Origin of the sequence: Archangium minus (assembly GCF_044360475.1) — a bacterium.
Classification (GTDB): Bacteria; Myxococcota; Myxococcia; order Myxococcales; family Myxococcaceae; genus Archangium; species Archangium minus.
On sequence record NZ_CP043494.1, the window covers coordinates 391,992 to 417,913 of the forward strand.

26 protein-coding genes are annotated in these 25,922 nt (G+C 66.7%); 13 read left to right on the plus strand and 13 right to left on the minus strand.

The window, feature by feature from the left end:
• The first annotated feature begins 56 nt into the window (after positions 1-56).
• On the plus strand, positions 57-1,589 hold the full coding sequence (locus F0U60_RS01680) for a S8 family serine peptidase (RefSeq protein WP_395813210.1): 1,533 nt from the start codon (positions 57-59) through the stop codon (positions 1,587-1,589).
• 118 nt (positions 1,590-1,707) lie between these two features.
• Positions 1,708-2,199 carry a hypothetical protein gene (locus F0U60_RS01685; RefSeq protein WP_395813212.1) on the plus strand — a complete coding sequence of 164 codons (492 nt, stop codon included), beginning with the start codon at positions 1,708-1,710 and terminating at the stop codon, positions 2,197-2,199.
• 25 nt (positions 2,200-2,224) lie between these two features.
• On the opposite strand, the gene F0U60_RS01690 is transcribed toward F0U60_RS01685, so the two are convergent.
• The 3 genes from F0U60_RS01690 to F0U60_RS01700 all read right to left on the minus strand — a co-directional run bounded on the left by F0U60_RS01690 (position 2,225) and on the right by F0U60_RS01700 (position 5,020).
• Positions 2,225-2,782: a Uma2 family endonuclease gene (locus F0U60_RS01690; protein WP_395813214.1), complete on the minus strand. Its 558-nt coding sequence runs from the start codon at positions 2,780-2,782 to the stop codon at positions 2,225-2,227.
• A gap of 198 nt (positions 2,783-2,980) precedes the next feature.
• The gene (locus F0U60_RS01695; RefSeq protein WP_395813216.1) at positions 2,981-3,739 is read right to left on the minus strand and encodes a hypothetical protein; all 759 of its coding nucleotides are present in this window, start codon (positions 3,737-3,739) and stop codon (positions 2,981-2,983) included.
• A 141-nt stretch (positions 3,740-3,880) separates the two neighbouring features.
• Positions 3,881-5,020 (minus strand): Gfo/Idh/MocA family protein, encoded by a 1,140-nt coding sequence (locus F0U60_RS01700; RefSeq protein WP_395813218.1) that lies wholly within the window; start codon positions 5,018-5,020, stop codon positions 3,881-3,883.
• Positions 5,021-5,372: 352 nt separating this feature from the next.
• Here F0U60_RS01700 and F0U60_RS01705 point away from each other — a divergent pair, with 352 nt between their 5' ends.
• A complete protein-coding gene (locus F0U60_RS01705) occupies positions 5,373-6,086 on the plus strand; it encodes an alpha/beta hydrolase (protein ID WP_395813220.1) in 714 nt (237 codons plus the stop codon).
• 19 nt (positions 6,087-6,105) lie between these two features.
• Here the strand turns inward: F0U60_RS01705 and F0U60_RS01710 are convergent, their stop codons facing one another.
• The 7 genes from F0U60_RS01710 to aroQ form a co-directional block, all read right to left on the minus strand.
• Complete coding sequence (locus F0U60_RS01710) at positions 6,106-6,564, minus strand: hypothetical protein (RefSeq protein WP_395813222.1); 459 nt, start codon at positions 6,562-6,564, stop codon at positions 6,106-6,108.
• Positions 6,565-6,642: 78 nt separating this feature from the next.
• Entirely contained in the window at positions 6,643-7,371 is a 729-nt protein-coding gene (locus F0U60_RS01715) for a hypothetical protein (protein ID WP_395813224.1), read from the minus strand.
• The gene (locus F0U60_RS01720; RefSeq protein ID WP_395813226.1) at positions 7,368-8,720 is read right to left on the minus strand and encodes a sensor histidine kinase; all 1,353 of its coding nucleotides are present in this window, start codon (positions 8,718-8,720) and stop codon (positions 7,368-7,370) included. The genes F0U60_RS01715 and F0U60_RS01720 overlap by 4 nt, the downstream gene beginning before the upstream one ends.
• The gene (locus F0U60_RS01725) at positions 8,717-9,031 is read right to left on the minus strand and encodes a hypothetical protein (protein ID WP_395813228.1); all 315 of its coding nucleotides are present in this window, start codon (positions 9,029-9,031) and stop codon (positions 8,717-8,719) included. Before F0U60_RS01725 ends, F0U60_RS01720 begins: the two co-directional genes overlap by 4 nt.
• A 74-nt stretch (positions 9,032-9,105) precedes the next feature.
• Positions 9,106-9,465 (minus strand): hypothetical protein, encoded by a 360-nt coding sequence (locus tag F0U60_RS01730; protein ID WP_395813230.1) that lies wholly within the window; start codon positions 9,463-9,465, stop codon positions 9,106-9,108.
• Entirely contained in the window at positions 9,440-10,345 is a 906-nt protein-coding gene (locus tag F0U60_RS01735; protein WP_395813232.1) for a Dyp-type peroxidase, read from the minus strand. The genes F0U60_RS01730 and F0U60_RS01735 overlap by 26 nt, the downstream gene beginning before the upstream one ends.
• Before the next feature lie 191 nt (positions 10,346-10,536).
• Positions 10,537-10,992: a type II 3-dehydroquinate dehydratase gene (gene aroQ, locus F0U60_RS01740; protein WP_395813234.1), complete on the minus strand. Its 456-nt coding sequence runs from the start codon at positions 10,990-10,992 to the stop codon at positions 10,537-10,539.
• 281 nt (positions 10,993-11,273) lie between these two features.
• Here aroQ and F0U60_RS01745 point away from each other — a divergent pair, with 281 nt between their 5' ends.
• The 7 genes from F0U60_RS01745 (at position 11,274) to F0U60_RS01775 (ending at position 19,104) form a co-directional block, all read left to right on the plus strand.
• Positions 11,274-11,981, plus strand: a complete 708-nt coding sequence (locus tag F0U60_RS01745) for a Coq4 family protein (RefSeq protein WP_395813236.1) — start codon at positions 11,274-11,276, stop codon at positions 11,979-11,981.
• A gap of 185 nt (positions 11,982-12,166) precedes the next feature.
• Complete coding sequence (locus F0U60_RS01750; protein WP_395813238.1) at positions 12,167-13,474, plus strand: phenylacetate--CoA ligase family protein; 1,308 nt, start codon at positions 12,167-12,169, stop codon at positions 13,472-13,474.
• A gap of 28 nt (positions 13,475-13,502) precedes the next feature.
• Positions 13,503-14,255 carry an amidohydrolase family protein gene (locus tag F0U60_RS01755; protein WP_395813240.1) on the plus strand — a complete coding sequence of 251 codons (753 nt, stop codon included), beginning with the start codon at positions 13,503-13,505 and terminating at the stop codon, positions 14,253-14,255.
• A gap of 25 nt (positions 14,256-14,280) precedes the next feature.
• A complete protein-coding gene (locus tag F0U60_RS01760; RefSeq protein WP_395813242.1) occupies positions 14,281-15,504 on the plus strand; it encodes a phenylacetate--CoA ligase family protein in 1,224 nt (407 codons plus the stop codon).
• Positions 15,505-15,598: 94 nt separating this feature from the next.
• Positions 15,599-16,846, plus strand: coding sequence for a 3-dehydroquinate synthase II (locus F0U60_RS01765; protein ID WP_395813244.1), 1,248 nt, complete (start codon positions 15,599-15,601; stop codon positions 16,844-16,846).
• Between the two features lie 51 nt (positions 16,847-16,897).
• A complete protein-coding gene (locus F0U60_RS01770; protein WP_395813246.1) occupies positions 16,898-17,785 on the plus strand; it encodes a class I fructose-bisphosphate aldolase in 888 nt (295 codons plus the stop codon).
• Positions 17,782-19,104: an aspartate kinase gene (locus tag F0U60_RS01775; protein ID WP_395813248.1), complete on the plus strand. Its 1,323-nt coding sequence runs from the start codon at positions 17,782-17,784 to the stop codon at positions 19,102-19,104. Before F0U60_RS01770 ends, F0U60_RS01775 begins: the two co-directional genes overlap by 4 nt.
• Before the next feature lie 73 nt (positions 19,105-19,177).
• On the opposite strand, the gene F0U60_RS01780 is transcribed toward F0U60_RS01775, so the two are convergent.
• On the minus strand, positions 19,178-20,539 hold the full coding sequence (locus tag F0U60_RS01780) for a multicopper oxidase family protein (RefSeq protein WP_395813250.1): 1,362 nt from the start codon (positions 20,537-20,539) through the stop codon (positions 19,178-19,180).
• A gap of 595 nt (positions 20,540-21,134) precedes the next feature.
• On the opposite strand from F0U60_RS01780, the gene F0U60_RS01785 reads away from it, so the two are divergent.
• Together F0U60_RS01785 and F0U60_RS01790 are read left to right on the plus strand one after the other, a co-directional pair.
• On the plus strand, positions 21,135-22,037 hold the full coding sequence (locus F0U60_RS01785) for a halocarboxylic acid dehydrogenase DehI family protein (protein WP_395813252.1): 903 nt from the start codon (positions 21,135-21,137) through the stop codon (positions 22,035-22,037).
• Positions 22,034-22,936: an alpha/beta fold hydrolase gene (locus tag F0U60_RS01790; protein WP_395813254.1), complete on the plus strand. Its 903-nt coding sequence runs from the start codon at positions 22,034-22,036 to the stop codon at positions 22,934-22,936. The genes F0U60_RS01785 and F0U60_RS01790 overlap by 4 nt, the downstream gene beginning before the upstream one ends.
• Here the strand turns inward: F0U60_RS01790 and F0U60_RS01795 are convergent.
• On the minus strand, positions 22,929-23,585 hold the full coding sequence (locus F0U60_RS01795) for a DNA methyltransferase (RefSeq protein WP_395813256.1): 657 nt from the start codon (positions 23,583-23,585) through the stop codon (positions 22,929-22,931). The genes F0U60_RS01790 and F0U60_RS01795 overlap by 8 nt on opposite strands.
• Positions 23,586-23,590: 5 nt before the next feature.
• On the minus strand, positions 23,591-24,352 hold the full coding sequence (locus tag F0U60_RS01800) for an SDR family oxidoreductase (protein WP_395813258.1): 762 nt from the start codon (positions 24,350-24,352) through the stop codon (positions 23,591-23,593).
• Positions 24,353-24,475: 123 nt separating this feature from the next.
• On the opposite strand from F0U60_RS01800, the gene F0U60_RS01805 reads away from it, so the two are divergent.
• Positions 24,476-25,795: a DUF4032 domain-containing protein gene (locus F0U60_RS01805; protein ID WP_395813260.1), complete on the plus strand. Its 1,320-nt coding sequence runs from the start codon at positions 24,476-24,478 to the stop codon at positions 25,793-25,795.
• Positions 25,796-25,922 lie beyond the last annotated feature (127 nt).

Sequence of the window (25,922 nt, forward strand, 5' to 3'; positions counted from 1 at the left end):
AGGGGGATGCGGAGCACCCGGTGGATCGGATCCACGCACACAGGAGAGTCGTCTTCATGCGAATCACGAAGAGCGCAGTCCTGTCTCTCACTTGCTTTGCCCTGACCGCTGGCGCTCAGGAGCCGGACCGGGCGCAGGACGCTGCCCCCGTCATTCCAGGCAAGCTTTTGAAGTCCGCAGATCCCATCGCCGGGCAGTACATCGTCGTGCTGAAGGACTCCGAGGTGGCCCGCTCCAGCGTGTCCTTGATGGCCCAGGGACTCGCCGCCCGTCATGGGGCGCAGGTCACCCAGACCTACTCGCACGCGCTTCAGGGCTTCGCGGTGCGGACCAACGAGGCCGGAGCTCGCGCGCTCGCCGCCGATCCTCAGGTGTCGTACGTGGTGGAGGATGGCTATGCCTACGCTGTCGGCTCGCAGAGTGGCGCCACCTGGGGCCTGGACCGCATCGACCAGCGCGACCGGCCGCTGAACGGTGTCTTCAATTACAATACGACCGGTAGCGGCGTGCACGCGTACATCATCGACACGGGCATCCTCACCACCCACTCGGACTTTGGTGGCCGTGCCACGGGTGACTTCACCTCCATCAACGACGGCCGCGGCGCCGCGGATTGCAATGGGCACGGCACGCACGTGGCCGGCACGGTGGGCGGCGCCACCTGGGGCGTAGCCAAGAGCGTCCGCCTGCACGCGGTACGCGTCCTCGACTGCAACGGCTCGGGCTCCTGGTCCGGCGTCATCGCGGGTGTGGACTGGGTGACGGCCAACCACACCAAGCCGGCCGTGGCCAACATGAGCCTGGGCGGCGGGGGCAACCAGGCGGTGGATGATGCCGTGCGCCGCTCCATCGCCGCGGGCGTCACCTATGCTGTCGCCGCCGGCAATGATTACGCCGACGCGTGCACGAAGTCCCCGGCTCGCACGGCTGAGGCCATCACCGTGGGCGCCACCGACAGCTCTGACACCCGGCCAGCCTGGTCCAACTACGGCACGTGTGTGGACCTCTTCGCCCCGGGCGTAGGCATCACCTCGGCCTACCACACCGGTGGCACGGCCAGCATGGATGGCACCTCCATGGCAGCCCCGCACGTGGCTGGCGCGGCGGCCCTGTACCTCCAGAGCAACCCGAGCGCCTTGCCCGGCACGGTGAACCTGGTGCTCGCCAACAACTCCTCGGCAGGCCGGGTGAGCAACGCGGGGAGCGGCTCGCCCAACCGCCTGCTCTTCAGTCCCCCGACGTCCACCGCCTGTGGCGCTCTGTTCGCCGGCCAGGCGCTGGGGCCCGACCAGTCGCTCTCGTCCTGCAACGGCAAGGCCGTGCTCGCTCACCAGGGCGACGGGAACGTGGTCGTCTACGACCGCCTGGGCGCGCTCTGGTCGACGACCACCTGGGGCACCTCGACTTCGTCCTTCGTCATGCAGGGGGATGGAAACCTCGTGCTGTATTCGAGCACGGGCAGCCCCCTCTGGTCATCGAACACCTATGGGCGCCCAGGGGCCTTCATGTTCATTCAGGACGACTGCAACCTCGTCGTGTACGACGCCAACGGTCGTCCGCTCTGGGCGAGCAGTACCACCTGCCGGTAGCGCGGCATCCTGACGCCTGACTCCTGAAGAAGGGACCTCCCTGGGTCATTCCCTGGGGAGGTTTTGTCTTTTTCGGTGATAGGGACTCCGTGAGCCCCTCCGTGTGCCCGGAGTCTTGATGAACGCGAAGGACATCAGCCCGAAGTGGGTCGTGCACGTGCGTGTCGAAGGCTTGAGCCGTACGGTATGGCTCGCATGGTCCTCGCTTGCGGAGTTGCTCGAGCTGGCCACCGAATTGGCGACGGAGCCCAATACCTTCGCCTGCGTCGCCTTCTCGGATGAAACGCTCGAGACCCTGCGGCAGCTCCTGTTGCACGTCGAAGAATGTCACGCCGCTTACGAGAGATTCGCGCAGCTCCGGTGTCGGATGGAGGCCGGACCTCTCGCGCGCGCCGCCAACGAGTTGCATACACGCGCAACGACTCTCGAGCGGGAACTTGCCCAGCCTGCCTTCACGCATGCTCTTTCCCGCGAGCAGCTGGAGTCTCGGCGTTCGTTTTGCGCGACGTGGGAGGGGATTCAGGGACGGTTGATGGCCGATGCCGGCGTGCGCGTCCCCGTGCCCGAGTGCTTGGGCAGTGCGGAGCTCAAGATCGACTGGGGGTGGTGACCGCGGCCCAGTGGCTTTGCCCGCGTCACCGCTCCCAGAGCGTGGCGAGCTTCAACGGGAGCACCGCGAAGGGTTCAGCGTGCACGGTGACTCCCCCGCTCCAGTGGCCTTGCCGGTTCCAGCGCCGGCCCTCCAGCCGGTAGACCTCCAGCGCTTTCTGGAGGGGGTCCACCAACCACAAGTGGCTCACGCCTTCACGGGCATAGGCCTTCATCTTCTTCTCCCGATCCAGCACCGCCGTGGAGGGCGAGAGCACCTCGCACACCCAATCGGGGGACAGAGTGAAGGCCGCCGTGTGCGGCATTTCTGGCATGCGCTCCCGGCGCCAGCCCGCCAGGTCTGGCACCAAGGCGTCGTCTCCCAGGTGCAGCTCGGGCTCGTCAACGATGAGCCACCCTCCGGGTCCATCCTCGCCCAGGTCGAAGGGGCCGCCCAACAGCATCCCGAGTCGAGAGGCGGCCCGTCCATGGGGCGAGGCCGGGCGGGGGCTCACGTACAACTCGCCATCGACGATCTCCCCCACACAATTGGGAGGGACGGTCTCCAGGTCCTCGTAGGTGGCCCTGCGTTTCGACCCACTCATGCCTGGAGCATGGGGAGTCGAAAGCGCTTCTTCAAGCAGTCTCCGGGGGTTGCTGCTCACGCCATGACCCATGCAAGCAGTCTAGAGGTGACCTTAAACGTTGGCAAGAGCAACCCAACATGAAAAGTCACCTAGGCTGGTGGGCAGAGAAGCAGTGGCGAGCAGGGGGGCGTTGCTCTCGTCAGGCCGCTTCACGGCTCAAGGGGCGGAGGCCGCGTCCTTCGAGGCGCCGGCGGGCACCAGGTTGGAGTAGCGCGCGGTGATGCGCAGGTGCTTGCGGTAGAAGAGCAGGCCGCCCTCGGCGTCCACGTGGAGGGTGTCGAGCACCTGGCCCACGGCGGGGTGGGGACGGAAGTCCATGCGCACATCCACCCGGTCCGCCATGTGCGGCAGCTGCGTGGGGCTGTAGCTCAAGCGGATGAGCTGACCCGTGCTCGGATCCACGAGCGCCTCGCCCTTGTGCACGGAGGGCGCCGTGTCGGCGCGGGGCTCGAAGCGCAGGCGCAGCCGGTTGGGGTCCTTCGGGTCTCTCCCCGCCAGTGAGAAGCGGTGCTGCCCCAGGTACGAGGCCGCGAAGGGCAGGTTGACCGAGTTGAACTCCGCCCGGCCCTGGCCCTTGCGCTGGCGCTCCTCCAGGTCCTTGCGCATGGCCGCGGTGGCGTCCTGACCGTCCTTGCGCGCCTGGAGGATTTCCCGATGCTGCTGGCCGTCCTTCACCCGGAGCCGATCCACTCGCTCCTGGGTGTGCTTCACGTTGCCGTCCCCGTCGAGCTCCTCCACGCGCAGGGTGATGGTCATCTCCTCCACCTTGCCGGCGAGCAGCTCCTCCATGCCCCACGTCGTCTCACCCAGCCTCCGAGCCAGGGTGTCCGCATCTACAGTGAGTGTGGAACCTTCCTGTGCCTGCACAGGGAGGAACGAGAGCAGGAGACTCACCAGGGTGAGCGCGCGAAGCATGCAGAGCTCCTGGATGTAGCCGCGCGGGGCGGCGGGGGGGGCAGGAAGATGCACCATGCCGCGCGCGAGCGGAAGTATGCATTCCAAAGAGTTCTTCCTTCCACCCCCTGAGACCGCCGGCTCCTGTTGGCCCGGCTACGGTCACCCTCCCGAGGGCGGAGCCGCGTCAATCGGCTCGGGGGCCTCCACGGGCGGGTAGCGCTGCTCCTGCTCCTGCGTGGGCCGCTGGCGCTTCTCGAAGGGCTCCAGCCGCACCGGCCGGCCGGACTCCGCCGACGTGTAGAGCGCGCGGATGATGCGCACGTCGGCCAGGCCCTCCCAGCCGTCGGGCTCGACCTGCTCGTCCTTCAGGATGCAGTCACTGAAGTACGAAAGCTCCGGGCCAATCTGGTCGCGAGCGGGCAGGGTGCGCTTCTTCTTCTTGCCCTTCGCCTCCAGCTCGAAGGTCATCTTCCCCTTGTAGTCGTAGGCGTTCTCCAGGCGGAGGCTGCCCTTGGTTCCCACGAGCTGATACGTGGACGTGGCCGCGGCGCCGAAGCTGATGTTGAACGAGGCGAGGCGATCCTCGGGGAAGCGGAGCACCGCGGACACGGCCTCCTCGGTGTCAGCGAAGCGCGGGTCCGTGCCCTTCACGCGGAAGGCGAAGACCTCCTCGGGCTCGGCGCGGAAGAGATAGCGCGCTGCGTTGACGCAGTAGACGCCGATGTCCCACAGCACGCCGCCACCCTCCTCGCGTTCAAGGCGGATGTTGGGGGCTTGGATTTGGAAGCTGAAGGACGAGCTGAACAGGCGCGGCTCTCCAATCTTCCCCTTGCGCACCGCCTCCATCGCCCCAAGGTTGGCGGACTCGAAATGCAACCGATAGGCAGTCATCAATTTCACGTCGCTGTCCTCGGCGGCGCGAATCATGTCCAGGCACTGCTGCTCGTCGAGCGCGAGGGGCTTCTCGCACAGCACGTGTGCACCGGCCCTCGCCGCGCGCACCGCGTACTCGGCGTGCAGCGCGTTGGGCAGGGCGATGTAGACCGCGTCCACCTCGGGCAGGGCGAGGCACTCGTCGAGCTGGTCGTAGTCGAACACGGGGACACCGTGGCGCTTGCCCAGTGCGCGGTGTTTTTTCGCATCTCCCGAGACGAGCGCCACCAATTGAGAGTTTTTCTTGGCGTGCTTGAAGGCGGGGAGAATCGCATCCTGCGCGAAGTGTCCGAGCCCCACCACCGCGTAGCCCACCTTGCGATTCTTCGTGCGCGTCCGTTGCTCTTTGGCCTGCTTGCGAGCCATTGCTGTTCCTCCAGGAGAACGTCGGCTCGGCAAGCTCCGCATCACGGGGTGTGCCGACAACCCACCTGTGTCAGGGAGTGGCGCTCCTGTCGGCGGCAGGACGCCCTGGCCTGCAAGGAGGGTCGCCGAGCAAGCAGCCAGGGTAGGTGGGGAGAAGAGGTCCTCGTCGGGTGTTTCCTCATGTTCAGGTCATGCCAGCAGCGGCCTGGCAGACGGAGACCGTGCCGATATGAAGCCAGACTCCACTCGTAGAATGGGGGGAGGGCGTGGGTCCGCGTTCGCCCGCCTGGGCGGGGTCGGGGCCCTGCTGCTCCTCGCGTGTGGATTGAGCAACTCGAAGGAAACGAAGGACATGGCAAGGATGGGAACACGGGCGGAAGCCCTCCATGACGACACGAAGGAAGGCCGGCTGCACGCGCGTCCGCAGCTGCTCTCGGTGGGGGCGCCGGAGCGGGGCTTGAGGTCGCTGGGCCTTGGCGGCAGGCGTGACGGGTTGCTCTATGTTCCCAAGGGGTACCAGGCGGGCCAGCCCATGCCCCTGGTGGTGATGCTGCACGGAGCGGGAGGCAACGCGAGCCACGCGCTGAGCCCGTGGCGGATGCTCGCGGACGAGGTGGGCCTCCTTCTGCTCGCGCCGGAGTCCCGAGGGCCGACGTGGGACCTCATCAGCGAGGAGGGGTTCGGGTCGGATGTGGCCTTCATCGACCAGGCGCTGGCGTATGTCTTCGCGCACTACGCGGTGGATCCGGGGCGCATCGCCATCGAGGGCTTCTCGGATGGGGCGTCGTATGCCCTGTCGCTGGGCGTCACCAACGGGGACCTGTTCACTCACGTGGTGGCGTTCTCACCGGGCTTCCTCGAAACAGCGGCGCGGCGGGGCGAGCCGAAGCTCTTCATCTCCCATGGGGTGAAGGACGAGGTGCTGCACATCGACCCGTGCAGCCGGCGCATCGTCCCGCGCATGGAGGGGGCGGGCTATGCGGTGCGTTACCGCGAATTCGACGGGCCCCACACCATCCCCGACGACATCGCGCGCGAGGCATTGGCCTGGTTCCTCGCGCCATGAGTGCGCGCCAGCGTCCTTGCTACGTGGGGAAGCCGGCCGCGTCCTCCGGAGAGGTGTAGCGCGGCGCGGGAGGCTGGACGTCCCGGTGCTTCCAAGCGCGCGCGGCGGCCACGCACCAGCCGGTGACGAGGACGCCCTCGGCCAGCGCATCCAGCAGGTACACGGGCGAGATGCGTTGGGGCGAGTAGACGACGTCCACCGCCGCGAGCGAGGCGGCGCTGCCTGCCGCCAGCAGCATGAGCTCGGGGGTGACGCGGCGGCGCAGGCCCGCGGCGAGCAGCGTGCCGCCGACCACGGCGATGAGCGCCCCCACCGTCTTCACCAGCCAGCCCTCGAGCTTGGGGCCTGTCACGGCCTCGAAGCTGCGCAGGTGGACGATGGGCCAGACGCCGGTGGCGATGTAGAAGGCTCCCTGCGCCACGCCCAGGCCGGATGCGAGGGGATCCTGCTCCAGCTTCAGCTCCTCGACTGCCTCCATGTGCTCCTCCGGTGCTCTGAAGGAAGAAGATGGGAACGCTCGCTCGAAATGACTTGCTTGCCTGGTGTCCTGACGGGCCTACGCAGCGGGGTGCAACACGGGCTCCACCGTGCGCAGCACCGCTTCCAGGCATGAGAGTCCTTGCTGGCGCACGGCCTCGGCCGCCTCCCTCGCCCAGGACACCACGTCACTCCGATCCTCCGCGGTCATGCTGTGGAAGCGCACATCTCCCGAGCGGATGTCCTCGGCCACGTGCGCCGCCACCCCCAGGTTCCGTCCCACCTCCGCCGCGCGCGCCGCCAGCGCCGTGCCCTCCCACAGCACCCGCAGGTACAGCGCCCACTGCGCTCCGGCGATCCCCTCGGCCACCTGCTTGAAGCGCGGCGCCGTCCACGTGGCCGTGCGCACCTCGAGCACCTGAAGTCCCGCAGCCGTCACCATCCTCCCCGCCGCCTCCGCCAGCACCGGTGCGGGCAGGTCCGCTCGTGCCAGCGTGGCGAAGCAGAGGGACTGCAGCGCGAACTGCACTCCGGGGCCCACGCGCTGAGGCTCCGCGAGGTACGTGCACTCGCCGTCTGTCAGGTCGTCGGAGAGGTTGGCCGCGCAGGAGCAGAGGAAGAGCCCCGAGGCGCGCCGCAGCAGCACCTCGCGTTCGAGCCCTGCCTCCGTCCCCGCTGCGTACAGCAGGGCCAGCGGCCCGGGCCGGCCCGCCTCCAGGGCTCGAAGGACCTCCCGCTCGGCGTCCTCTGGAAGCTCCTGCCGACGCAGCGCGCGCAGGGTCTCCTGGAAGACGGCGCCTGCGCTCATCGCAGCTCTCGCGGCAGCAGGATGCGCAGCTGTGCGCCCGCCGGGATGCGGTTGTGGCGCTCCAGTGTGCCCCCGCTGGCGCGGATGAGGCATTCGGAGGTGTAGAGGCCCAGGCCCGTACCGTTTGGCTTGGTGGTGGACAGGCCCTCGATGGGGGCCCGCAGCTTGTCCGGGGGAAAGCCCGGCCCGTCGTCCGCGATGAGCAGCTCCAACCGTCCGCTGTACGGCTCGGTGCGCGCGAGGATGTTCACCGTCGCGGCACCCTGTTTGCCATCGCCCTCGCACGCGTTGAGCACCAGGTTCTCCACCACTCGCCGCAGCGTGGTGACGCCCCCACGCACCAGCGCGTGCGAGGCCTGGTCCTCCACCTTCACCTGGATGTTCACGTCCGGGAAGCGCCACCCGAGGCTGGTGCGCACCGACTCCAGCACGGGCACGACGTGCACGTTCTCCGGCTCGCTATTCACGGAGCGCCGCCCCTTCTGGCGGATCTCAATCACCATCTCGCGGATGCGTGCGAGGCCCTCGTTGAGCTCGCGCACCAGTTCCTCGAACTCAGCGCGCGGCAGCGTGTTGCGCTGCACCCCCATGACCGAGAGCATGTCTGCCGCCGCGCTCACGCTCATCAACGTGTTGTTGATGTCGTGGTTGTAGCCGAGGATTTGAACCATCGCCTGGGACAGCCGGCCCACGTCGCGCTCCTGCTGCTCCAGGATTTGCGCCTGCACGGCGGCGCGCAGCTGCTCGGCCTCGGCGCGGGCCTGATCATGCTTCAAGGCGAAGGCGCCCGTGTACATCTCCAGGATGATGGCCAGCGGCCCCATGACGGCGAAGAGCGCCAGGTGATCATCCGTCCGGGCCATCAGCGCCGCCAGGCCCAGCGCCACCACGGAGCCCAGCGCCACGAAGGGCTGGCTGGGGGCCACGCGGTGCAGCCGGCCGTAGTAGCCCGCGACGAAGAGCAGCACCGCCGCGAACACCATGGCTCCGGGCATCACCGCCAGGGACATCAGCGCCGCCAGCGAGAACTGGAGGGCGGCCGTGCCCGTCAGCAGGTACAGCCAGCCCCAGGTCTCAATGCGCTGCCGGCCCCGGTGCAGCAGGGCGAAGCCGACGCCCAGCGCCATGGAGGGCGCCAGACATGCCAGTGCCTTGACGAAGGGCAGGCCGAAGAAGCGCTCTGCCCCCGGGGCCCAGGTCGCCAGTGCCAGCACTGCCGGCATGATGAGCGCGGAGAGCAGCCAGGCCCGCAGCGACGATGCGGCCAACACCTCGTGGGTGTCCTGCGAGCGCACCCAATGTTTGAAGGACTCGTGAACGAGTCGGCGCCAGCGGACGAGGAGGCTCATAGGGTCGCAGTCAGATAGAAGCCCGCCGCCTTGTTGATGGCGTTCGCCTCTTGCCCCACCTGCTGCACGCGGCGGTTCAGCTCGTTGACGATATCAGGATTGCCTCGGTGGACGACCTTCACCTCCACCGTGCCGCCGGAGAGCACCTGGTGGAGGGCCTCCAATATCGGCTTCACCTCGGGGCTGATGTCCATCGCCCCGTCAGGGCCCTCCACGGCGCCCAGTTCCTGGATGCGCATCATGTACTCGTTGAGAGAAGAGGCCACGGACAACCCCACCACGCGGGGTCCTCGGATGTCGTTGTAGCTCATTGCTGCGGTTCCTCCGCCAGCTGGACGGCTGGACTGTTGTCTGCGTGAAGGGGGGGCAAGGGGGCACACTCTGCTCAGGGGCTCGGACTGGACCGGGTCAGCAGGGCCTCCAGCTCCCGGCGTCCGAAGGGCTTGGCCTGGAACCACTGCCTGCCGGGCTCCTCGACGAAGTCCGGAGGGCAGTGCGTGCCTGAGATGAGCACGCGCCGCGCGCGAGGAGCGTTGTGCTCGACCCAGCGCAGGAACTCGGTGCCTCGCTCGCCCGCATCCAGGTGCTGGGCCGCGAGGATGATGTCCACGGCCGGGTCCTGCTGGAGGAGGGCGCGCGCCTCGGCGGCGGAGGTGGGGCAGCGCACCTCGTGGCCGAGCACCTGAAGGGTGCGCTCCAGCCCGCGGGATACCCGCGCATCACAGTCCAGTACCAATACCTTCATGTGACGGCCTCCTCTCCTGTAAGGCGGAGCAGTGGAACCAGCCACGAGGCGGTGCGAGGTAGAGGCCGCCTCCCACGGCGGTGGCGTAGCGGAGCAGGGCGTCTGGCGTCTGGCCATCGGTGCCCAGCAGCGCATCCAGCGAGCGCCGGTAGCTGTCCGGGTCCGCGGCGGCGGCCAGGAAGGCCAGCCCCTCCTCGCCTGCATGTCGGAAGGGAAAGCCGCGGCGGATGAGGAGCTGGTTCTCCCCAGCGCCGGAGGCACGCGCTCGGTGGATGTGGGCTTCGGCGGGTGCATCCACGACGAGCTCGCCTTCGCGGGTGCGGCCCACGACGCGCTCCTGGGCCTGCGGCTTGAGGCGACTGAAGAGATCCAGGTTCTGCTGGAAGCGCAGGTAGAGCAGCCAGGAGGCGCCTGCCAGCGGACCCGAGGGCACGAGGGCCGTGCGCCGCACCTGATCTCGGGTGGGCCTCGCCAGTCCATCACGGAAGCCGAAGGGCTCCCTCCCCTCGCCAATACGGCCGCCGAGCAGCTCCTCCTCGAGGTAGAGCACGCCCTTGGAGAGCGCGAGGACACGCCGCAGGGCGAACAGCAGCAGCTCTCGCTCGTTCGCGGACACCTGGACGAGCACGTGAGCCTGGCTGGAGGGAAAGCGCGCCGTGGGCCCCTCCCGAGGTAGTAGCACGGGGCTCGTGGGGGCCTCGGGGAGCAGCGCGGGCTCCAGGCCGAGCACCAGGCGCAGCCCCTGTGTCGTGCTCAGCTCCTCGTGGATGGAGGAGACGACCTCCCGCAACTGCGGAAGGGCCGCGTTCCGGGTGAGCCGGAGCACGGCCACGCCACTGAACGCGCCGGGCGAGTGGAAGATCCCTTCCTGCGGCATCATCGCTGTATCCCCCCACCGTCGCGCCGACGTCCTGGCTCGACGGCTGTGTGTGCGTGGGCAAGGACTGCTTGCCACGCATGGGCAAGCAGAACCCGGCCAGTCAGGTCAAGTCAAACGGTGTCTGAGTGAAATGTCGCTTTCGCGTCGTCCTCAGGAAATGAGAGCCCCATGGATTGTTCGCGAGCGGGCGCTCACATGGTGGCAGCATCCCGCTCGAGGTGCTTCAACAATCCCAGGAGGCCCAGCACATAGCTTTGTTTTCCAAACCCACCGACCTGTCCGATACACACCGGGGCGATCACCGAGCGTCCGCGGAACTCCTCTCGGGCATGGACGTTGGAGAGGTGGACCTCGACGGTGGGCAGGGCCACCGCGCTCAAGGCGTCTCGAATGGCGATGCTGTAGTGGGTGAAGCCTCCCGGATTGATGAGGATGCCCGCTCTGGCGGTCTCCATCGCCTCCTGGATTTTGTCGATGATCGCCCCCTCGTGATTGGACTGGAAGAACTCCAACTCGACGGCGTGCTGCCGGGCAACCTCCGAGAGCTGGCGGTTGATCTCCGCCAGTGTATCGGAGCCGTAGATCTCCCGTTCCTTCCTTCCGAGCAGGTTCAGGTTGGGGCCATGGATGACCAGGATTCTCGCCATGGTGTTTCCTTTCGTGGGCCGTGGGCGTGTAGCCCGCTCGCGGAAGAGAGACAATTGCCCCCTGGGGCTGAAAATTCAGATTGAGCCAGGAACCCGCGAGGGACCGAGCTTCAGAGGAATGCTGAGTTGATTCGCGTCTTGTCTCGACCCAGCTTGTCCCTAGCTCGTCGAGATGATTCCCGGCCCATGCACAGGCAGCGAAGCTCCGGCGCTCCCTCCCCGCGGGGAGGCTCGGATGTTGGCTGGGGTGCGTGTTTCACCATGCAAGGAGGAAGTACGTCATGCGTCGTATCCTAAAGCTGTTTCGTGTCAGCCGTGCTGTTCTGGGCATGGTCCGCAACGCCGATGACGCCAATCGGGTCTTCGATTTGATCGAAGCGATGTATGCCTCGACGGATACGGCCCGGAAGGTCGTGGAGCGAATGTCTCGGGACCCTGTGCTCGCTCAAGTGTTGAGAGAACGCCCCCGGCTGGGTCACGTGGATGTGGAGGCCTTGAGCCGTCTGCCCGAGGGCACTCTGGGGCGCGCCTTCGTGGAGCTGCTGCGCGAGTACCGTCTGGATCCGAACCTGCTGCGCGTGCAAGAGGCGCCCGACGCGGCCAGCTACGTGAAAGCCCACCTCTTCGAGACGCACGACCTCTGGCACGTGGTGACGGGCTTCCGTCCGGACTCCGCGGGAGAGATGGGGCTGCAGGCCTTCTACTTCGCGCAGAACGGCTCACGCGTGTCGATGGGGGTCTTCGTGGTGGGGCTGGTCTTCACCTTCCTGAGCCGATTCGAGCTCTGTGAGGTGGTGATGCCACAAGTGGCACGAGGGTGGTTGTTGGGGCGACGGGCGAAGCGGCTGTTCGGTACGGATTGGAAGCGGTTGATGGACAGACCGCTGGCGGAAGTGCGCGCCGCTTTCAACCTGGAGCTCGACTGGGTGGACAAGGTGTTGCGGGAGAGCGAAGCCGCCAAGCTTTCCGTGGTGGCTGCATCCGCTTGAGGCCTCAGGGGAGTGAGTCTTTGTAGCCCCTCCCCAAAGTCTTCCTGCCTCGCGGACGGGGACTGCCTGTCGAGCTGGGCCCCGTAGCGCGGGGCTGAGTCGTGTCCAGATTGTCCCCCGCCAAAGGCCCACGCGTTGGCTTGCAGAGAAAGGTGCCCGTTATGCGTTTCAGTTTTGAAAAAAGATTGCACGGCCTTCAGACGCCTCCCGTCATCTCTCGCTACTTCTCTGGGGAGGGACAGGCGGACTGCATGCCTCCCGAGACGTTGGCCTGGTATCAGCGCGAAGCCCTCGAGGCCGTGGTCCGGCGCGCGTATGACCATTCTCCCTTCTATAGGGAAAAGATGCGCCAGGTTGGGGTCTCGCCTGACGACATCGAGTCGCTGGAGGACATCACCCGGCTCCCTTTCCTGACGAAGGACGAGCTCCGCGGGAAGCCCTGGCTCCTGCTGACCTGCGACAAGAAAGACGTCGTGCTCATGCAGGTGTCCACCGGGACGACGGGCGGTGAAGAGATTTACATGGCGTACACGTGGAATGACTACCTGCTCAATGATCTCTCCCCGCGGTACACCAGGCTGTTCCCAGTTGGACCTGGCGACGTGTGCCTCAATGCCCTTCCGTACGAGATGAGCACGGCGGGCCTCGCCTTCCACAAGACCTTCATGGACGGCTACCAGTCCACGGTCATCCCGGCCGGGAAGGGTGGTGCGTATTCCACTCCTGCGAAGACGCTCAAGATGGTCCGGGATTTGCGTCCCAACGTCGTCGTCACCAGCCCCTCCTGGTCCATGATCCTGGCGGAGGAGGCGGCACGAGGCGGGTTCGATTTGACGAGTCTGGGGATGAAGAAGATGTGGTTGACCGGCGAGGGATGCTCGCCTGCCTTCCGCAAGCGCGTGGAGAAGATTTGGGGGACCACGGCCAACTACTTCTACGGCTCTCTCGAGTGCGGGATGCTCGGCATCGAGTGCGATGCCCAGAGTGGGTATCACCTGGCCCAGGCCCACGTCCTCATGGAGATCGTGGACCCCAAGACCGGGGCACCGCTGCCGCCGGGAGAGATTGGGGAGATCGTCGTAACGGCGCTCCTGCGCTACGACAGCCCCATCATCCGGTTCCGCACGGGAGACCTGGGCTGCCTGGAGACCGCCCCGTGCTCCTGCGGCTCCACACTCACCCGGTTCCACATGAAGGGCCGCGCGTTCGATCAGATCTACTTCCGCGGCAAGCCGTTCTCCCCCTTCTTCGTGGAGGAGTTCTTGCTGAGGATTCCGGAGGTGGGCAACTGGTTCCAGTTCGTCATGCCGGCCTCGGACAGTGCGCGCATCAAGATTCGCTGCGAGCTGGCGGACGGCGTCCAGCCCTCCTCGGAGCTGGCCGCGATGATCGCCAACAGGATGGAGGCCTCGACCGGCCTGCTCTTCGACATCGAGCTCGTCGATCACCTGCCTCGCCCGACGGCGAAGGCCACCCGCGTCGTCCGTGAGTGATTCACCCGGCAGTCTCAGGAGTCCTTTCATGATTATCGACGCACATGCACACGTTTCTCCCACCACCTACGGCGCCACGGAGCAGTACCTCAAGGTGCTGAGGCAGAGCGGTATCGAGCAGGCCGTCATCTGCCCGGGCGCCATGCTGGATGTGAGGAAGATGAGCGAGTACGTGTCCGGCCAGAAGAAGCCAGACGCGGTCCCGAAGAACGACTATGTGAGCCAGTCCGTCCAGTCCAGTCCCATGCTGATCGGAATGGCCTGTGTGGACCCGTGCGATCCTCAGGCCGTCGAGAAGCTAGAGCAGTACCTGGAGCAGGGCTTCCGAGGCTTGATGGTGTCGCCCCTGGTCCACAAGTTCTCGTTCCCGGATGACAACATGGCCGCCCTGGCCACGCTGTGCGGCGAGCGCGGCGTGCCCATCATCTCCCACAATGGGTGGAGGCCGGGGGCGAACACCGCCGACTACGTCCTCCTGGCCAAGAAGTTCCCTCGCACGAACTTCATCCTGGAGCACATGGGCGCGCTCCCCACGGACGTGGAGGCGGCGAACGCGGCGGCGGAGCTGGACAACCTCTTCCTGGAGACGTCGCTCGGCAGCTACCTGCACGTCTCGGAGACGGTGAAGAAGACGGGGGCGAGCAAGGTCATCTTCGGCTCCGAGTACCCGCTCTCCCATCCGGCCCTGGAGCTGCAGAAGGTCTTCCTGCTGCCCCTCTCGGACCGTGAACGCGAGCAGATCCTCGGCGGGAACATCCGCGGGCTGCTCCACCTGGCCTGAACACGAACACGGGGGGATCCGACTCATGGAGATGTCAGAACGCCTGGAGCGCATCAATGAAGTGCTGCGGCATGCGCGCAGCTCCGCCTTCTACAGGGAGCGCATTCCAGACACACCGCTTCGCTCCTGGGAGGAGTTCCAGCGGCTACCCTTCACGACGAAGGAAGACCTGCGCCAACAGTCACCTCACGGCCTCGTCTGTGTTCCGCCTCAGGAGCTGCGGCAGTACCACGAGTCGTCCGCGACCACGGGTACGCCTGTCTCCTCCTGGTTCAGCGGTGACGACCTCGAGGAGATCCATTCGCGCTTCTCGGAGTGGGGCGTTGGGTTCACGCCCGGGGATCGGGTGCTCATCCGCTTCCCTTATGCGCTCTCCACCATCGGGCACTTCGTGCATGGCGCCGCTCAGTACAAGGGCGCCTGCGTGATCCCCGCGGACAGCCGGACGAGCATCACCCCGCTGCCGCGAGTCATCGAGCTCATGAGGAAGTTGCAAGTCACAGTGCTCGCCACCATCTCTCTGTCAGCGGTGATGATCGCCGAGGCGGCTGAGATGGCGGGGTTCGAGCCTCGTCGTGACTTTCCGCACCTGCGAGCCATCTGCTGCGCTGGGGAGCCCCTGACTCAGTACCGACGTCAGCTCCTGGAGGAACTCTGGGGTGTCCCCGTGTATGACAATTATGGAATGACCGAGACGGGGCCCCAGGCGATGGATTGTCGGGAGCAGCAGCTCCATCCCTGGCGGGGTCACTTCTGGATGGAAGTGCTGGATGAGCGGTTCGAGAAGGAGGTGGCACCGGGCGAGACGGGGAACCTGGTCGTCACGTCGCTCACCCCGAGGGCCTCGCCGATGATTCGCTACATCACCGGGGACCGCGTCCAGCTCCTGGAGAAGCCCTGCGGATGTGGTGAGACGTCGACCCTGCGGATCCGCGGCAGGGAGGATGACCTCCTGTGGGTGAAGGGCAAGCCGTTCGATCTCTGGAAGTTGGAGGAGATCGTCTCCCAGCTGCCCAGCCGGCGCTTCTGGAGGGTGAATACCGAGCCAGACGGGCGGCTGCACTTCGTGGTGGAGAAGGAGCGGGACGGGGACGCGCTGATGCCAACGCTCCTGTCCCGGTTGGAGGAGCACCATGACGTCCGATTGAACGTGGAGCTCGTCCCCAAGGGGACCCTCTATGACCGCAAGGAGCTGATCTCCTTCGGAATGGCAGGCAAGCCGATCTACGTGTCCACGTCGCAGCAGTAGCCGGAGCAAGGATTCCGTTCGCGGTACTCATCCCGGCAAGACAGACGCCGCGGGCGGTACACATCCAATGGAGCGCCGGGGGGGAAACACAATCATGACCACAACCATCAGCAACAATGTCACTGACGCCGTGTCCATGCAGAAGCGGGAGCGCATCCGGCTTGAACGCATCGAGGGCGATCGCAACCGCGTGGAAGACGCGAGCGCCCTCATCGTCTGGTTCGATACGGCCGGCCTGACCAATCCCAATGACAACGCGGGGCTGCTCGCGCGGGTGGTCAACCTGTCCTACACCGGCGTGCTGCTCTACCCGGACAACATCGAGGCGCTCGCGCCCGCCATCCCGGCGCGCATGCTCAAGGTCTTCAACGCCCGGAGCATCGAGGACCTCGAGCGGCTGAAGGCCTTGAAGCAGCTCGGCGGGGACGTCGTGGTGGCCAGCTCCGAGCACACGGTGCTGCAGAAGGCCGCGGAGCTGGGGCTGAAGACGTGCTTCCGCTCCTACGTGGATGACGGGGCCAGCTTGCACCAGTCCATCCAGGACGGCGCCAGCCACGACTACCTCATCGTTCGCTTCAGAGACCCGACCAACATCCCGCTGGAGCTGGTGATCGCCTCGCTGCAGGCCACGCACACCGTGCTCATCAAGGAGATCAACACGCCGACGGACGTGGATGACGCCATCGTCACCCTGGGCGTGATGGAGGTCGGCGCGGACGGCGTCATGTTCTCGCCGCGCTCCCACGAGGTGCTCAGCGAGTTCACCTCGCGGCTGGGCAAGCTGGAGCGCTCGGACGTGAAGCTGGAGGTGGCCACCCTGGTGCGCAGCGTGCCCGTGGGCATGGGTTACCGCAGCTGCATCGACACCTCGACGCTGTTCTCCCCGACGGAGGGCATGCTGGTGGGCTCCACCTCGCAGGGCGGAATCCTCTGCTGCCCGGAGGTCTTCTTCCTGCCGTACATGGAGCTGCGTCCCTTCCGGGTGAACGCCGGCGCGGTCCACAGCTACGTGTACAACTTCGGCAACCGCACGGACTACATGAGTGAGCTGCGCGCGGGCTCGCAGATCATGATCGTGGATCGCACCGGCAAGGCGCGCCGGGCGAGCGTGGGCCGCATGAAGACGGAGGTCCGCCCCCTGCGGCTCATCGAGGCGGCGTTCCAGAGCGGCGAGCACATCAACATCCTCATGCAGGACGACTGGCACGTCCGAATCTTCTCGGATGACGCCAAGCCGCTGAACATCACCGAGCTGCGCCCCGGTGACAAGGTGCTCGCGCACCTGGCCCGGCCCGGCCGCCACGTGGGCATCAAGGTCGACGAGCACATCATCGAGACCTGAGAGGTGCATGGCGCGGCACCTCATCATCTAGGGATTTGGAGGCTGAATAAAATGAATGGCGTTGCCAAGCAGATCCGCTGGTCGCACTTCCTGGACCGGCGGAGTGGTAGGGGGATCATCGTGCCCATCGATCATGGACTGTCGATCGGGCCGGTGGAGGGGCTGGCCAGTGTTGAGCAGGTGTCCCGCTGGATTGGGCACCCGGGCATCACGGGCATCATTGCCCACAAGGGGATGGTGGATCGGCTTGGGAGCAGTGAGTTGTTGAAGGGCATCGGCGTCATGGTCCATCTCAATGGCATGATGTCGTTGGCCTCGAGCCCGGACCGCAAGGAGCGGTTGACGTCGGTGGAGGCGGCGCTCCGGCTTGGGGCGGACGCGGTCTCCCTGCAGGTCAACTTCGATGGGACGAACGACGCCCACAACCTGACCATGCTCGGGACGGTCGTGGACGAGGCCCAGCGCTACGGCCTGCCTGTGCTGACCATGCTCTATGACAAGGTCCCCAGCGACAAGCTGGAGCACCGGCTGGCCAGGCAGCGGCACCTGATGCGGGCCTGCGTGGAGTTGGGGACGGATGCACTCAAGCTGGCCGCCCCTGACGATCTCTCGCTGATGCCCACGCTGTTGGAGGGCATCGTGGAACACACGGCCGTGTTCTTCGCGGGAGGGGCGGTGCGCTCGGAGGAGGAGATCTTCTTCCTGGCGGAGGAGGTGGTGCGCTGCGGCGCCACCGGTCTGTGCGTGGGGCGTAACATCTTCCAGCGGGAGTCCGCTCGCGCCACGCTCACCCGCCTGCAGGAGATCATCCTGGGGAGCCGCGGGCTCATCGACGGGGAGCCGAGGCCTCAGGTCTCCTGGGAGCACCCGAACCACCCGAACCAACCGAACCGTGCCCACGTCCAGTGGTCCCCGGTGGTGGAGGAGGTGGTGAAATGAAGCCCACGGTGATTGGGTCGCCGCTGGGAGGTGGCGTGGTGCCGCTAGGTCAGCGGCGGCCCCTGATCGTCAAGAAGTTCGGGGGCACCTCGGTGGCGGGGATTGATCGCATCCGAAGGATCGCCCGCATCGCGCTGGAGTGCCAGCGCGCCGGCAATGACGTGGTGGTGGTGGTGAGTGCCATGGCGGGCGAGACGGATCGCCTGTTGAAGCTGGCGCACCAGCTCCTCCCCTTGCCGGACTCGCGAGAGCTGGATGTGATTGCCGCGACGGGGGAGCAGGTGTCGGTGGCGTTGACCGCCCTGGCCATCCAGGCGGAGGGAGGACAGGCCTTCTCCCTGCTGGGACACCAGCTCCCGGTGCTCACCGACAAGGCCTTCACCCGGGCCCGTATCCAGTGGGTGGAGCAGGGCCCCATCCGTCGGGCCCTCGCGCGAGGGCAGATCGCCGTGGTCGCTGGCTTCCAGGGGGTGGATGCCGAGAACAACATCACCACCCTGGGACGAGGCGGCTCGGACACCACGGCGGTGGCGGTGGCGGCGGCGCTGAGGGCGGACGTCTGTGAAATCTACACGGACGTGGACGGGGTCTACACGGCAGATCCCCGTGTCTGCCCCTCCGGCCGGAAGCTGAGTGCCGTTTCCTACGAAGAGATGCTCGAGTTGGCGTCCCTGGGCGCCAAGGTCCTTCAGGTGCGCAGTGTGGAGATTGCAATGAAATACGAGGTTCCCGTGCACGTACGCAGCTCGTTTTCGGAGGAGGAGGGGACGCGGATTCTTCCGCGGGAGCAGGTGCTCGAAGCCAGGAGGCTGTCGGGCCTGGCCTGCGAGCGGGGACAGGCGCGGGTGGAGCTGCTCGGGGTGGAGTGCAGCCCGGAGCAGGTGGCGGAGCTGACGGACCTGCTGGCCGAGCTGAACGTGAGCGTGGACATGCTCTGCCATGCCCGCTGCTCGCCGGAGAGCACCCAGGCGAACATCAACTTCACTCTTCCAGAGGGAGACCTCCGCCGCTCCCTGCAGTCCCTGGAGCAGTTCACGACCCGGCTGGGGGCCCGTGAGCTGCGGGTGTCGGACGGCCTGGCCAAGGTCTCGTTGGTGGGCATTGGCCTCCGCTCGGATCCGGGGATCGCCGCCCGCCTATGCCGTTGCCTGAATCAGCACGGCATCTCCGTGTCGGGCCTGGTGGTGAACGAGCTGCGGGTGAGCTGCCTGGTGGATGCGGCGGCTGCGGACCAGGCCGTCCGCCTCCTGCATGACCTCTTCGGGCTCGCTGGCGAGGCGCCCGTCATGGAGCCCATGACCTCCAGCGCTCCGGCCTAAGCCGCGGAGGCATGGCGCTCTCGCACCGGGCTGTCCGGCCACTCCCTGCCGGGCAGCCCGGTGTGTTTCAGGCTCAGTGCTGGTGGTGGTGTCCGCCGCCCCCCGAGTCTGGAGGCACAATCTCCTGCAGCTCCATCATGCCCAGGTCTTCGTGGTCCAGGATGTGGCAGTGCATCACGAACTTTCCAACGTAGCGCTCGTAGCGGGTGCGCAACCGGACGGATTGGTTCGCACCGACGAAGAGGGTGTCCTTCCAGATGTGCTTCCCGTTGCTCATCATCACCTGGAAGGGATTGACGTGGATGTGGAAGGGGTGGCCCTGGACGCGCGACGAGGAGACAATCCACTCCTCCACCTTTCCGAGCACGAGCCGCCGGGGAGGGGCGTTCGGGTCATACGGCTTGCCATTGATGAGGAACCTGGGAGGGTTGACGCTGAGATCCACGTCGAACTTCACCTCCTGGGTACCGGTGAGCTCCTCGTTCAAGATGGGCGTGAGGGGCACCAGCGCGGCGAGGGCCTGCTCGTCGGGCAGCGACATCTGGACGCTCTGGCCCTCCACCACGACGCGAGCCAGGACCTTGCGCGTCTCGGCTCGACCATTGAGAGCACGCTCGGGAGGGCTCGCCTCGTCTATCAGCAGGTAGGTGTCCGGCCTTTGGTCGGCCTTCACCATGATGTCCACCCGGTAGCCGGGGAACATCTCCGTCTCCATGACGGAGTCAAGCCGGCCGCTGGTGATGCCATCGTGAGCGATCTGGTGCTGCATCATCACGCTCCGCGCGTCACTCTCGCGTACGAGCTTGAGCCGAAGCGCCTCCATGGTGCCCCCATGGATGAACCTCCAGCGTTGGACCTCTCCGGGCCTCATCTTGAAGGTGGGGATGAACTCCCCATTGATGAGGGTCCGCCGGCCGGACAGCTCCCAGCGGTCCGGAATGAACACCTGGTAGGTTTCGATCATGTTGGCCTTCGTGCCAGGGACGTAGGGATCGTCGATCAGCGCGTAGGGAATCTGCTCGAAGACGAAGATTCGCTCCTGGGCGGCCTTGATGGCGGGGAGCTCGTCAATGTCGCCGCGGACGATCAACGCGCCGACCATGCCGCTGGAGACCTGGATGGCGACCGAGCCGTGCTTGTGGGCGTGGTACCAGTAGGTTCCGGCGGGGTGGTCGGTGGGGACCTTGATTTCATACTCGAACTCCTGCTGGGGACCGAAGGCCAGCAGCACATTGTCCGAGTTTCCGGCCGGAGACACGTGCAGCCCATGGGTGTGGAGGTTGGTGACGTTGAAGCCGTGGGGGACGTTGGGATCGGGCGTGGGGGGACGCGGCTCCGGCGGGAGCTGGTTCTTCAAGTGGACGTGCAAGGTGTCCCCAGGTCGCACCTCGATGATGGGGCCGACGAGCCCGCCGTTGTAGGAGCGGAGCTTCACCGTATCCCATTCCTTGCACGTGCCTTGATCCATGATCCGGCAGATACGGTTGGTGGCGTACTGGACTACCAATTCTTGATAAACGTTCTGACTTGGCCATGGATATGGACCAGGCCACGGCCAGGCTCGTGGTCGTTCTTCGGCAACGGCCGTCACGCCTCCCAGTAATCCAATGATTAACAACAGAGTGCCACAACTCTTGAGAGTCAATAGCCACCGCTGTACTGGTTGACGTACATGGATGTCGTGCCGCTCTCGCTTTTCCTCAGTCCGCTTGTTCTCGAGGCCCAACTTCACTCCTGCGCTTTCTCCCTCTGGAATTCAACCAGACATGGGAAGACGCAGATTAAAGATCGCTTCGTGTCGCGCTCGGGGAGAAACGCGAGAGCTTATTCTAGCAAACGGCCCCAGCGTGCGTGATTGGAACATTCATTGTCATGCGATGTGAAGATGATATTGAATTGCCCCGGCGCTCTAGTCCTGGAGGAGGTGACGTTCAAGCGCTAGCTGACTCGGGGTAGAGCGAGCAGCCAGGCAGGCCGCGCTGTTCACCCATGGATGCACAGCCCATCTTCCGACCGGAGGAGGTGCGTCCATGGCCGGACCCAAGCAGGTGAGCGAGCGCGAGGCGCACGGGGACGTCGAGCGGGTGCTCTACGAGATGAGGCAGTCCCTGCGGGTGACGGGGTTGGATGTAACCGTGCGCACCTGGGCGGGCTTTGAGCGCTTCCTGGTGGGGATGTGGGAGGCGATGGGGCCGAACACGGAGACGCGGGCCTTCGAGTCGGCCGCGGACGAGGTGCGCGCGCAGGCGGTGGCGGCGGTGAATCGCCTCGGGCGGCTGGGAGCGTGGGACGCGGTGCGCCTGGGGGAGAGCCAGCGCTACCAGCTGCGCGGCGCGCTGGAGCTGTACCACTACCTGAATCCGAAGATGCTGGTGTTCACCTCGGCGGTGAAGCTGGCGTTGCAGGACGAGCGCGTAGGTGCGCTGCAGCCCCTGGGGAGCGCGGAGCGGATAGCGCGGGGGCCTCCGCCTCGGATGATGGCCATGGAGTGGGTGCCGGAGTGGCCGGACGACGCGCGGCTGCGGCGGCTCTTCACGGACATCCTCGAGACGGTGGGCCCCCCATCGGTGCCGGGGGAGTTCCGGGGGCTGGCGCTGTGGCCGGAGTACCTGGAAGCGGCGTGGGAGCGGCTGCGGCCGAGGATGAAGGGGGAGCCGTGGGCTCGTGCCTGTGACGCGCTGCTGGCGACGTCCCGGCGGCTCGCACGGGGACTGCCGTACGAGGTGGCGCTGTCCAGGGAGCGGCTGGTCGTACTGCGCGAGGACGTGGAGGTCATCCAGCGGGTGACGGACCAGTTCGAGTGGCGGCTGCCTGTGCTGGTGCTCGGGATGGCGACGCTGGTGAGCGACGTGGGAGACCTGGAGCGGAGGCTGCCCTTCCCGGCCGAGGCTCGTCTGGTGCCGGACTTCGTGGTGGCGGAGGAGCTGCGATGAACTGGCGCGACTATCAAGCGAGGCAGCGGGTGGTGGAGCTGGGCCACCGCTTCATCAGCTACGTGGATGAAGGGCAGGGCGAGCCGATGGTGCTCCTGCATGGGATTCCCACGTGGGGCTTTCTGTGGAGCGGGCTGCTGCCGGCGCTCTCCCTGACGCACCGGGTGCTGATTCCAGACCTGTTGGGGTACGGGTTCTCGGACCGGCGGGAGGGCTTCGATCGCTCCATTGCCCGGCAGGCGGAGGCAATGGACGCGTGGCTGGAGCGGCTGGGGGTGAGGAACGCGGTGGTGGTGGGGCACGACATTGGTGGAGGCGTGGCGCAGCACCTGTCGGTGCGGTTTCCCCAGCGGGTGTCGAGGCTGTGTCTGATGAACAGCATCTGCTTCGACTCGTGGCCCATCGAGATGATGGTGCAGTTGGGGCACCCGCGCGTGGCCCGGAGGCTGTCAGCGCAGGTGGTGCACCGGGCGTTGAGGATGGCGCTGAAGCGGACGGGCTTCGCAACGGCGCCACCGGATGGCGTTCTGGAGGGGCTGCTGGAGCCGTATGCGACGGAGGTGGGCAAGACGTCGCTGGTGCGCAACGCGGCGGCGCTGGACACAAACCAGACGCAGGAGTTGGCGGCGAAGCTGGCGCACGTGGCGGTGCCCACGCGGCTGGTGTGGGGCGTGGACGACACCTTCCAGCCAGTGAAATGGGGCGAGCGGCTGGCGTGGGAGATTCCGGGCGCGAAGCTGGTGCGGGTGGCACACGCAAGGCATTACGTGATGTGGGATCAGCCGCACGCGGTGATGACGGCGCTGTATGACTTCCTCGGCATGGAGATGCGGCCCGTGCTGGAGGGCGCGGAGCAGCGGGACGGCGAGGTCCCGTTCATTCCGGGACCGCTCATTTGAGCGGCATGCGCAGGGTCCGCGCCTTCCTGGCGCGCTTGGCGCTCAGCTCAACGCCCACGGCCTCGAGCCCGAGCTCATTGGCGACGGCGAGCACGGTGCCATGGCCGCAGAAGGGATCCACGATGGTGCGCGTGGGGGTGTTGTCCAGCACGTAGCGGCAGGCCACGAGACAGGCCTCGACGCCCATGCCGCGCGTCCACGTCACCTCGCCCGCCTGGGGAAGCACGTCGGCGGTGGACTTCGCGAGGTCGGCGCGAATGCCTTTTGAGAAGCACAGCATGTGGGAGTACGCCGGCCGTCCGAAGGTGACACCCCCGGGCGGCGCGCGGCAGACGACTTTATGCCAGAGCAGCGCGTGTCCCTGCTGCTCGGCAGCCTTCTGGACGAGGTAACCCTTGTCGACCCACGTCCCGTCCTTCTTGATGTCGGTCTGGTAGAAGATGGTGACGCCGTCGTCGGGGCAGCGCGAGAGGACGAGCGCGGCGGTGCGGATGAACCAGTCCTTCCACTCGGCGAGGGAGAGCGAGGGGAACTCGGACACATCGGGCATCGAGGTGATGATCGAGCACCCGGCGAGCACGCCCTGGCCCTCCAGCCACGCCAGGGCGTCCGCGCAGTGAACCGTCCTCTTGCTCTCGTCGGAGGCCATGCCTGTCAGCGGCGCTTGACGTTGAAGGGGCCGAAGCCCTGGTCCGCCGGCATGACCTCGACCACGTTGATGTTCACGTGGGCGGGGCGGGTGACACACCACTGGACGATGTCAGCGATGTCCGCCGCGGTGAGTGGCTCCATGCCCTCGTAGACCTTGTTGGCGCGGCCGGCGTCTCCCTTGAAGCGGATGAGCGAGAACTCGGTCTCCACCATGCCGGGCTGGATGTCCGTGACGCGCACGCGCGTTCCCGCGAGGTCGGCCTTCAGGTTCTCCGTGAATTGATGCACGAAGGCCTTGGTGGCGCCGTAGACGTTGCCGCCGGGGTAGGGGTAGGTGGCGGCCACCGAGCCGAGGTTCACCACGTGCCCGCGGTTGCGTCGCACCATGCCGGGCAGGAGCGCGCGCGTCACGTAGACGAGCCCCTTGCAGTTGGTGTCGATCATCGTCTCCCAGTCGTCGAGCGACGCCTGGTGCGCGGGCTCGAGGCCGAGGCCAAGGCCTGCGTTGTTGACGAGCACGTCCACGTCCGCGAACTCGGGGGGCAGGGAGGCGAGCGACGCCTCGACGTCCTGGCGCGAGCGCACGTCGAGGACGAGCGGGTGCGCGGGCGTCTGAAGTTTCGCCGCCAGGGCCTCGAGCCGGTCTCCCCGGCGCCCCGCGAGCACGAGCCGCGCTCCGGCCTTGGAGAGAGCGAGGGCACAGGCCTCGCCGATTCCCGCGCTGGCCCCCGTGACGAGGGCTGTCCATCCTTGAAGGGTCTGCATGGGGCGCGGATTCTATTGAGCCGTCCAGAGAGTGCACGCCCCCGTGTGTTGGGTGGAGTCCATTTCATGAATGAATCCGAGAAGCGGGGTTTCCGGGGACAGGCACGCGATAGGATGGCGCACATGACGCCATCCCGAGGGCTCACCGCGCTGCATCTGCGCCAGGGCCACCCCGACTTCCTGGACCTGCCGTGGCACCTGCCACTGGAGGAGTGGAACCAGAAGGTGTGCTCGCGGTTGGTGGAGGTCCCTCGGGGTCTCTCCAGACACACGGTGGTGTTCGTCAGCTATGGCGCGGACATCTACGCCCTCAAGGAGTTGCCCGTGTCCGTGGGGCAGCGCGAGTACGACGTGCTGCGCGGGCTGGAGGATCGTCGGTTGCCCGCGGTGACGGCGGTGGGGCTCACGCGGGTGCGGGCCACGGATCGGTCCGGGGAGGAGCAGGCCATCCTCATCACCCAGTACCTGCCATCGTCGCTGCCCTACCGCGTGCTCTTCATGAACAGGGGCCTGGAGCGCTACCGCGAGCGGTTGCTGGATGCGATGGCCAGCCTGCTGGTGCGGCTGCACCTGGGCGGCTTCTTCTGGGGTGACTGCTCCCTGTCCAACGTCCTCTTCCGCCGCGATGCGGGCGAGCTCCAGGCGTACGCGGTGGACGCGGAGACCTCGGAGCTGCACACGAAGCTCTCCGACGGTCAGCGCGAGTTGGATCTGCTCATCATGGAGGAGAACGTCACCGGGGGGCTCGCGGACCTGGCGGCGATGGTGGAGCTGCCCTCGACGCTCGACGTGTACGCGACGGCCCCGAGCATCCGCCAGCGCTACGAGCGTCTGTGGACGGAGACGCACAAGGAGATCTCCATCTCGCCGAGCGAGAGCTATCGCATCCACGAGCGCATCCGCGCGCTGAACGAGTTGGGCTTCTCGGTGGGCGAGGTGGACCTGGTGGCGAGCGGCGATGGCAGCCAGCTCCGGATGCGGACCATCGTGACGGACCGCGAGTACCACCGGCACCAACTGCACAACCTCACGGGCGTGGTGGCCGAGGAGCGGCAGGCCGCGCTTCTGCTCAACGAGATCCGCGAGATGAAGGCCACGCTGACACGCGAGGTCAACCGGAGCGTGCCCCTGAGCGTGGCGGCGTTCCGCTGGCTGGACGAGCGCTTCCGGCCCACGGTGAGCCGGTTGCAGAAGGAGCTCGGGCCCGCGGCGGACGAGGCGGAGATCTACTGCCAGGTGCTGGAGCACAAGTGGTTCTTGTCGGAGCGGGCGAAGCGGGACGTGGGCCTGGAGGTGGCGGTGAAGGGCTACGTGGCCCTGCGCAAGGAGCAGCCCGCGCTGGCGCTGCTGCGCTCGGCGAATGCTCCGCTGGTCACCGTGGAAGCCGAGGCCGAGGCCGAGGCCGAGCCCGCCCCGGCCCCCCACCGAGAAGGCCTCCGCTAAGCGCCTGTTCCGTTCAGAGGTCGGCCAACGCGATGCTCACCGGTCGCAAGGGGTGGACAATGCGTGCTGAGGCCCTGGCGCACAGGTGGGCGGCGCTGCTGGGGGCTGTGCTGCTCTCCACCGGCTG

What these genes read in the sequence shown, in the direction of transcription:
- F0U60_RS01695 (WP_395813216.1), bottom strand. Translation starts at nt 3,739, where the DNA reads ATGCTTCGCGCGCTCACCCTGGTGAGTCTCCTGCTCTCGTTCCTCCCT.
- F0U60_RS01700 (WP_395813218.1), bottom strand. Translation starts at nt 5,020, where the DNA reads ATGGCTCGCAAGCAGGCCAAAGAGCAACGGACGCGCACGAAGAATCGC.
- aroQ (WP_395813234.1), bottom strand. Translation starts at nt 10,992, where the DNA reads ATGGCGAGAATCCTGGTCATCCATGGCCCCAACCTGAACCTGCTCGGA.
- F0U60_RS01805 (WP_395813260.1), top strand. Translation starts at nt 24,476, where the DNA reads ATGACGCCATCCCGAGGGCTCACCGCGCTGCATCTGCGCCAGGGCCAC.
- F0U60_RS01765 (WP_395813244.1), top strand. Translation starts at nt 15,599, where the DNA reads ATGACCACAACCATCAGCAACAATGTCACTGACGCCGTGTCCATGCAG.
- F0U60_RS01705 (WP_395813220.1), top strand. Translation starts at nt 5,373, where the DNA reads ATGGCAAGGATGGGAACACGGGCGGAAGCCCTCCATGACGACACGAAG.
- F0U60_RS01800 (WP_395813258.1), bottom strand. Translation starts at nt 24,352, where the DNA reads ATGCAGACCCTTCAAGGATGGACAGCCCTCGTCACGGGGGCCAGCGCG.
- F0U60_RS01685 (WP_395813212.1), top strand. Translation starts at nt 1,708, where the DNA reads ATGAACGCGAAGGACATCAGCCCGAAGTGGGTCGTGCACGTGCGTGTC.
- F0U60_RS01790 (WP_395813254.1), top strand. Translation starts at nt 22,034, where the DNA reads ATGAACTGGCGCGACTATCAAGCGAGGCAGCGGGTGGTGGAGCTGGGC.
- F0U60_RS01785 (WP_395813252.1), top strand. Translation starts at nt 21,135, where the DNA reads ATGGCCGGACCCAAGCAGGTGAGCGAGCGCGAGGCGCACGGGGACGTC.
- F0U60_RS01720 (WP_395813226.1), bottom strand. Translation starts at nt 8,720, where the DNA reads ATGAGCCTCCTCGTCCGCTGGCGCCGACTCGTTCACGAGTCCTTCAAA.
- F0U60_RS01760 (WP_395813242.1), top strand. Translation starts at nt 14,281, where the DNA reads ATGGAGATGTCAGAACGCCTGGAGCGCATCAATGAAGTGCTGCGGCAT.
- F0U60_RS01735 (WP_395813232.1), bottom strand. Translation starts at nt 10,345, where the DNA reads ATGATGCCGCAGGAAGGGATCTTCCACTCGCCCGGCGCGTTCAGTGGC.
- F0U60_RS01770 (WP_395813246.1), top strand. Translation starts at nt 16,898, where the DNA reads ATGAATGGCGTTGCCAAGCAGATCCGCTGGTCGCACTTCCTGGACCGG.
- F0U60_RS01745 (WP_395813236.1), top strand. Translation starts at nt 11,274, where the DNA reads ATGCGTCGTATCCTAAAGCTGTTTCGTGTCAGCCGTGCTGTTCTGGGC.
- F0U60_RS01775 (WP_395813248.1), top strand. Translation starts at nt 17,782, where the DNA reads ATGAAGCCCACGGTGATTGGGTCGCCGCTGGGAGGTGGCGTGGTGCCG.
- F0U60_RS01730 (WP_395813230.1), bottom strand. Translation starts at nt 9,465, where the DNA reads ATGAAGGTATTGGTACTGGACTGTGATGCGCGGGTATCCCGCGGGCTG.
- F0U60_RS01715 (WP_395813224.1), bottom strand. Translation starts at nt 7,371, where the DNA reads ATGAGCGCAGGCGCCGTCTTCCAGGAGACCCTGCGCGCGCTGCGTCGG.
- F0U60_RS01690 (WP_395813214.1), bottom strand. Translation starts at nt 2,782, where the DNA reads ATGAGTGGGTCGAAACGCAGGGCCACCTACGAGGACCTGGAGACCGTC.
- F0U60_RS01795 (WP_395813256.1), bottom strand. Translation starts at nt 23,585, where the DNA reads ATGGCCTCCGACGAGAGCAAGAGGACGGTTCACTGCGCGGACGCCCTG.
- F0U60_RS01710 (WP_395813222.1), bottom strand. Translation starts at nt 6,564, where the DNA reads ATGGAGGCAGTCGAGGAGCTGAAGCTGGAGCAGGATCCCCTCGCATCC.
- F0U60_RS01725 (WP_395813228.1), bottom strand. Translation starts at nt 9,031, where the DNA reads ATGAGCTACAACGACATCCGAGGACCCCGCGTGGTGGGGTTGTCCGTG.
- F0U60_RS01680 (WP_395813210.1), top strand. Translation starts at nt 57, where the DNA reads ATGCGAATCACGAAGAGCGCAGTCCTGTCTCTCACTTGCTTTGCCCTG.
- F0U60_RS01755 (WP_395813240.1), top strand. Translation starts at nt 13,503, where the DNA reads ATGATTATCGACGCACATGCACACGTTTCTCCCACCACCTACGGCGCC.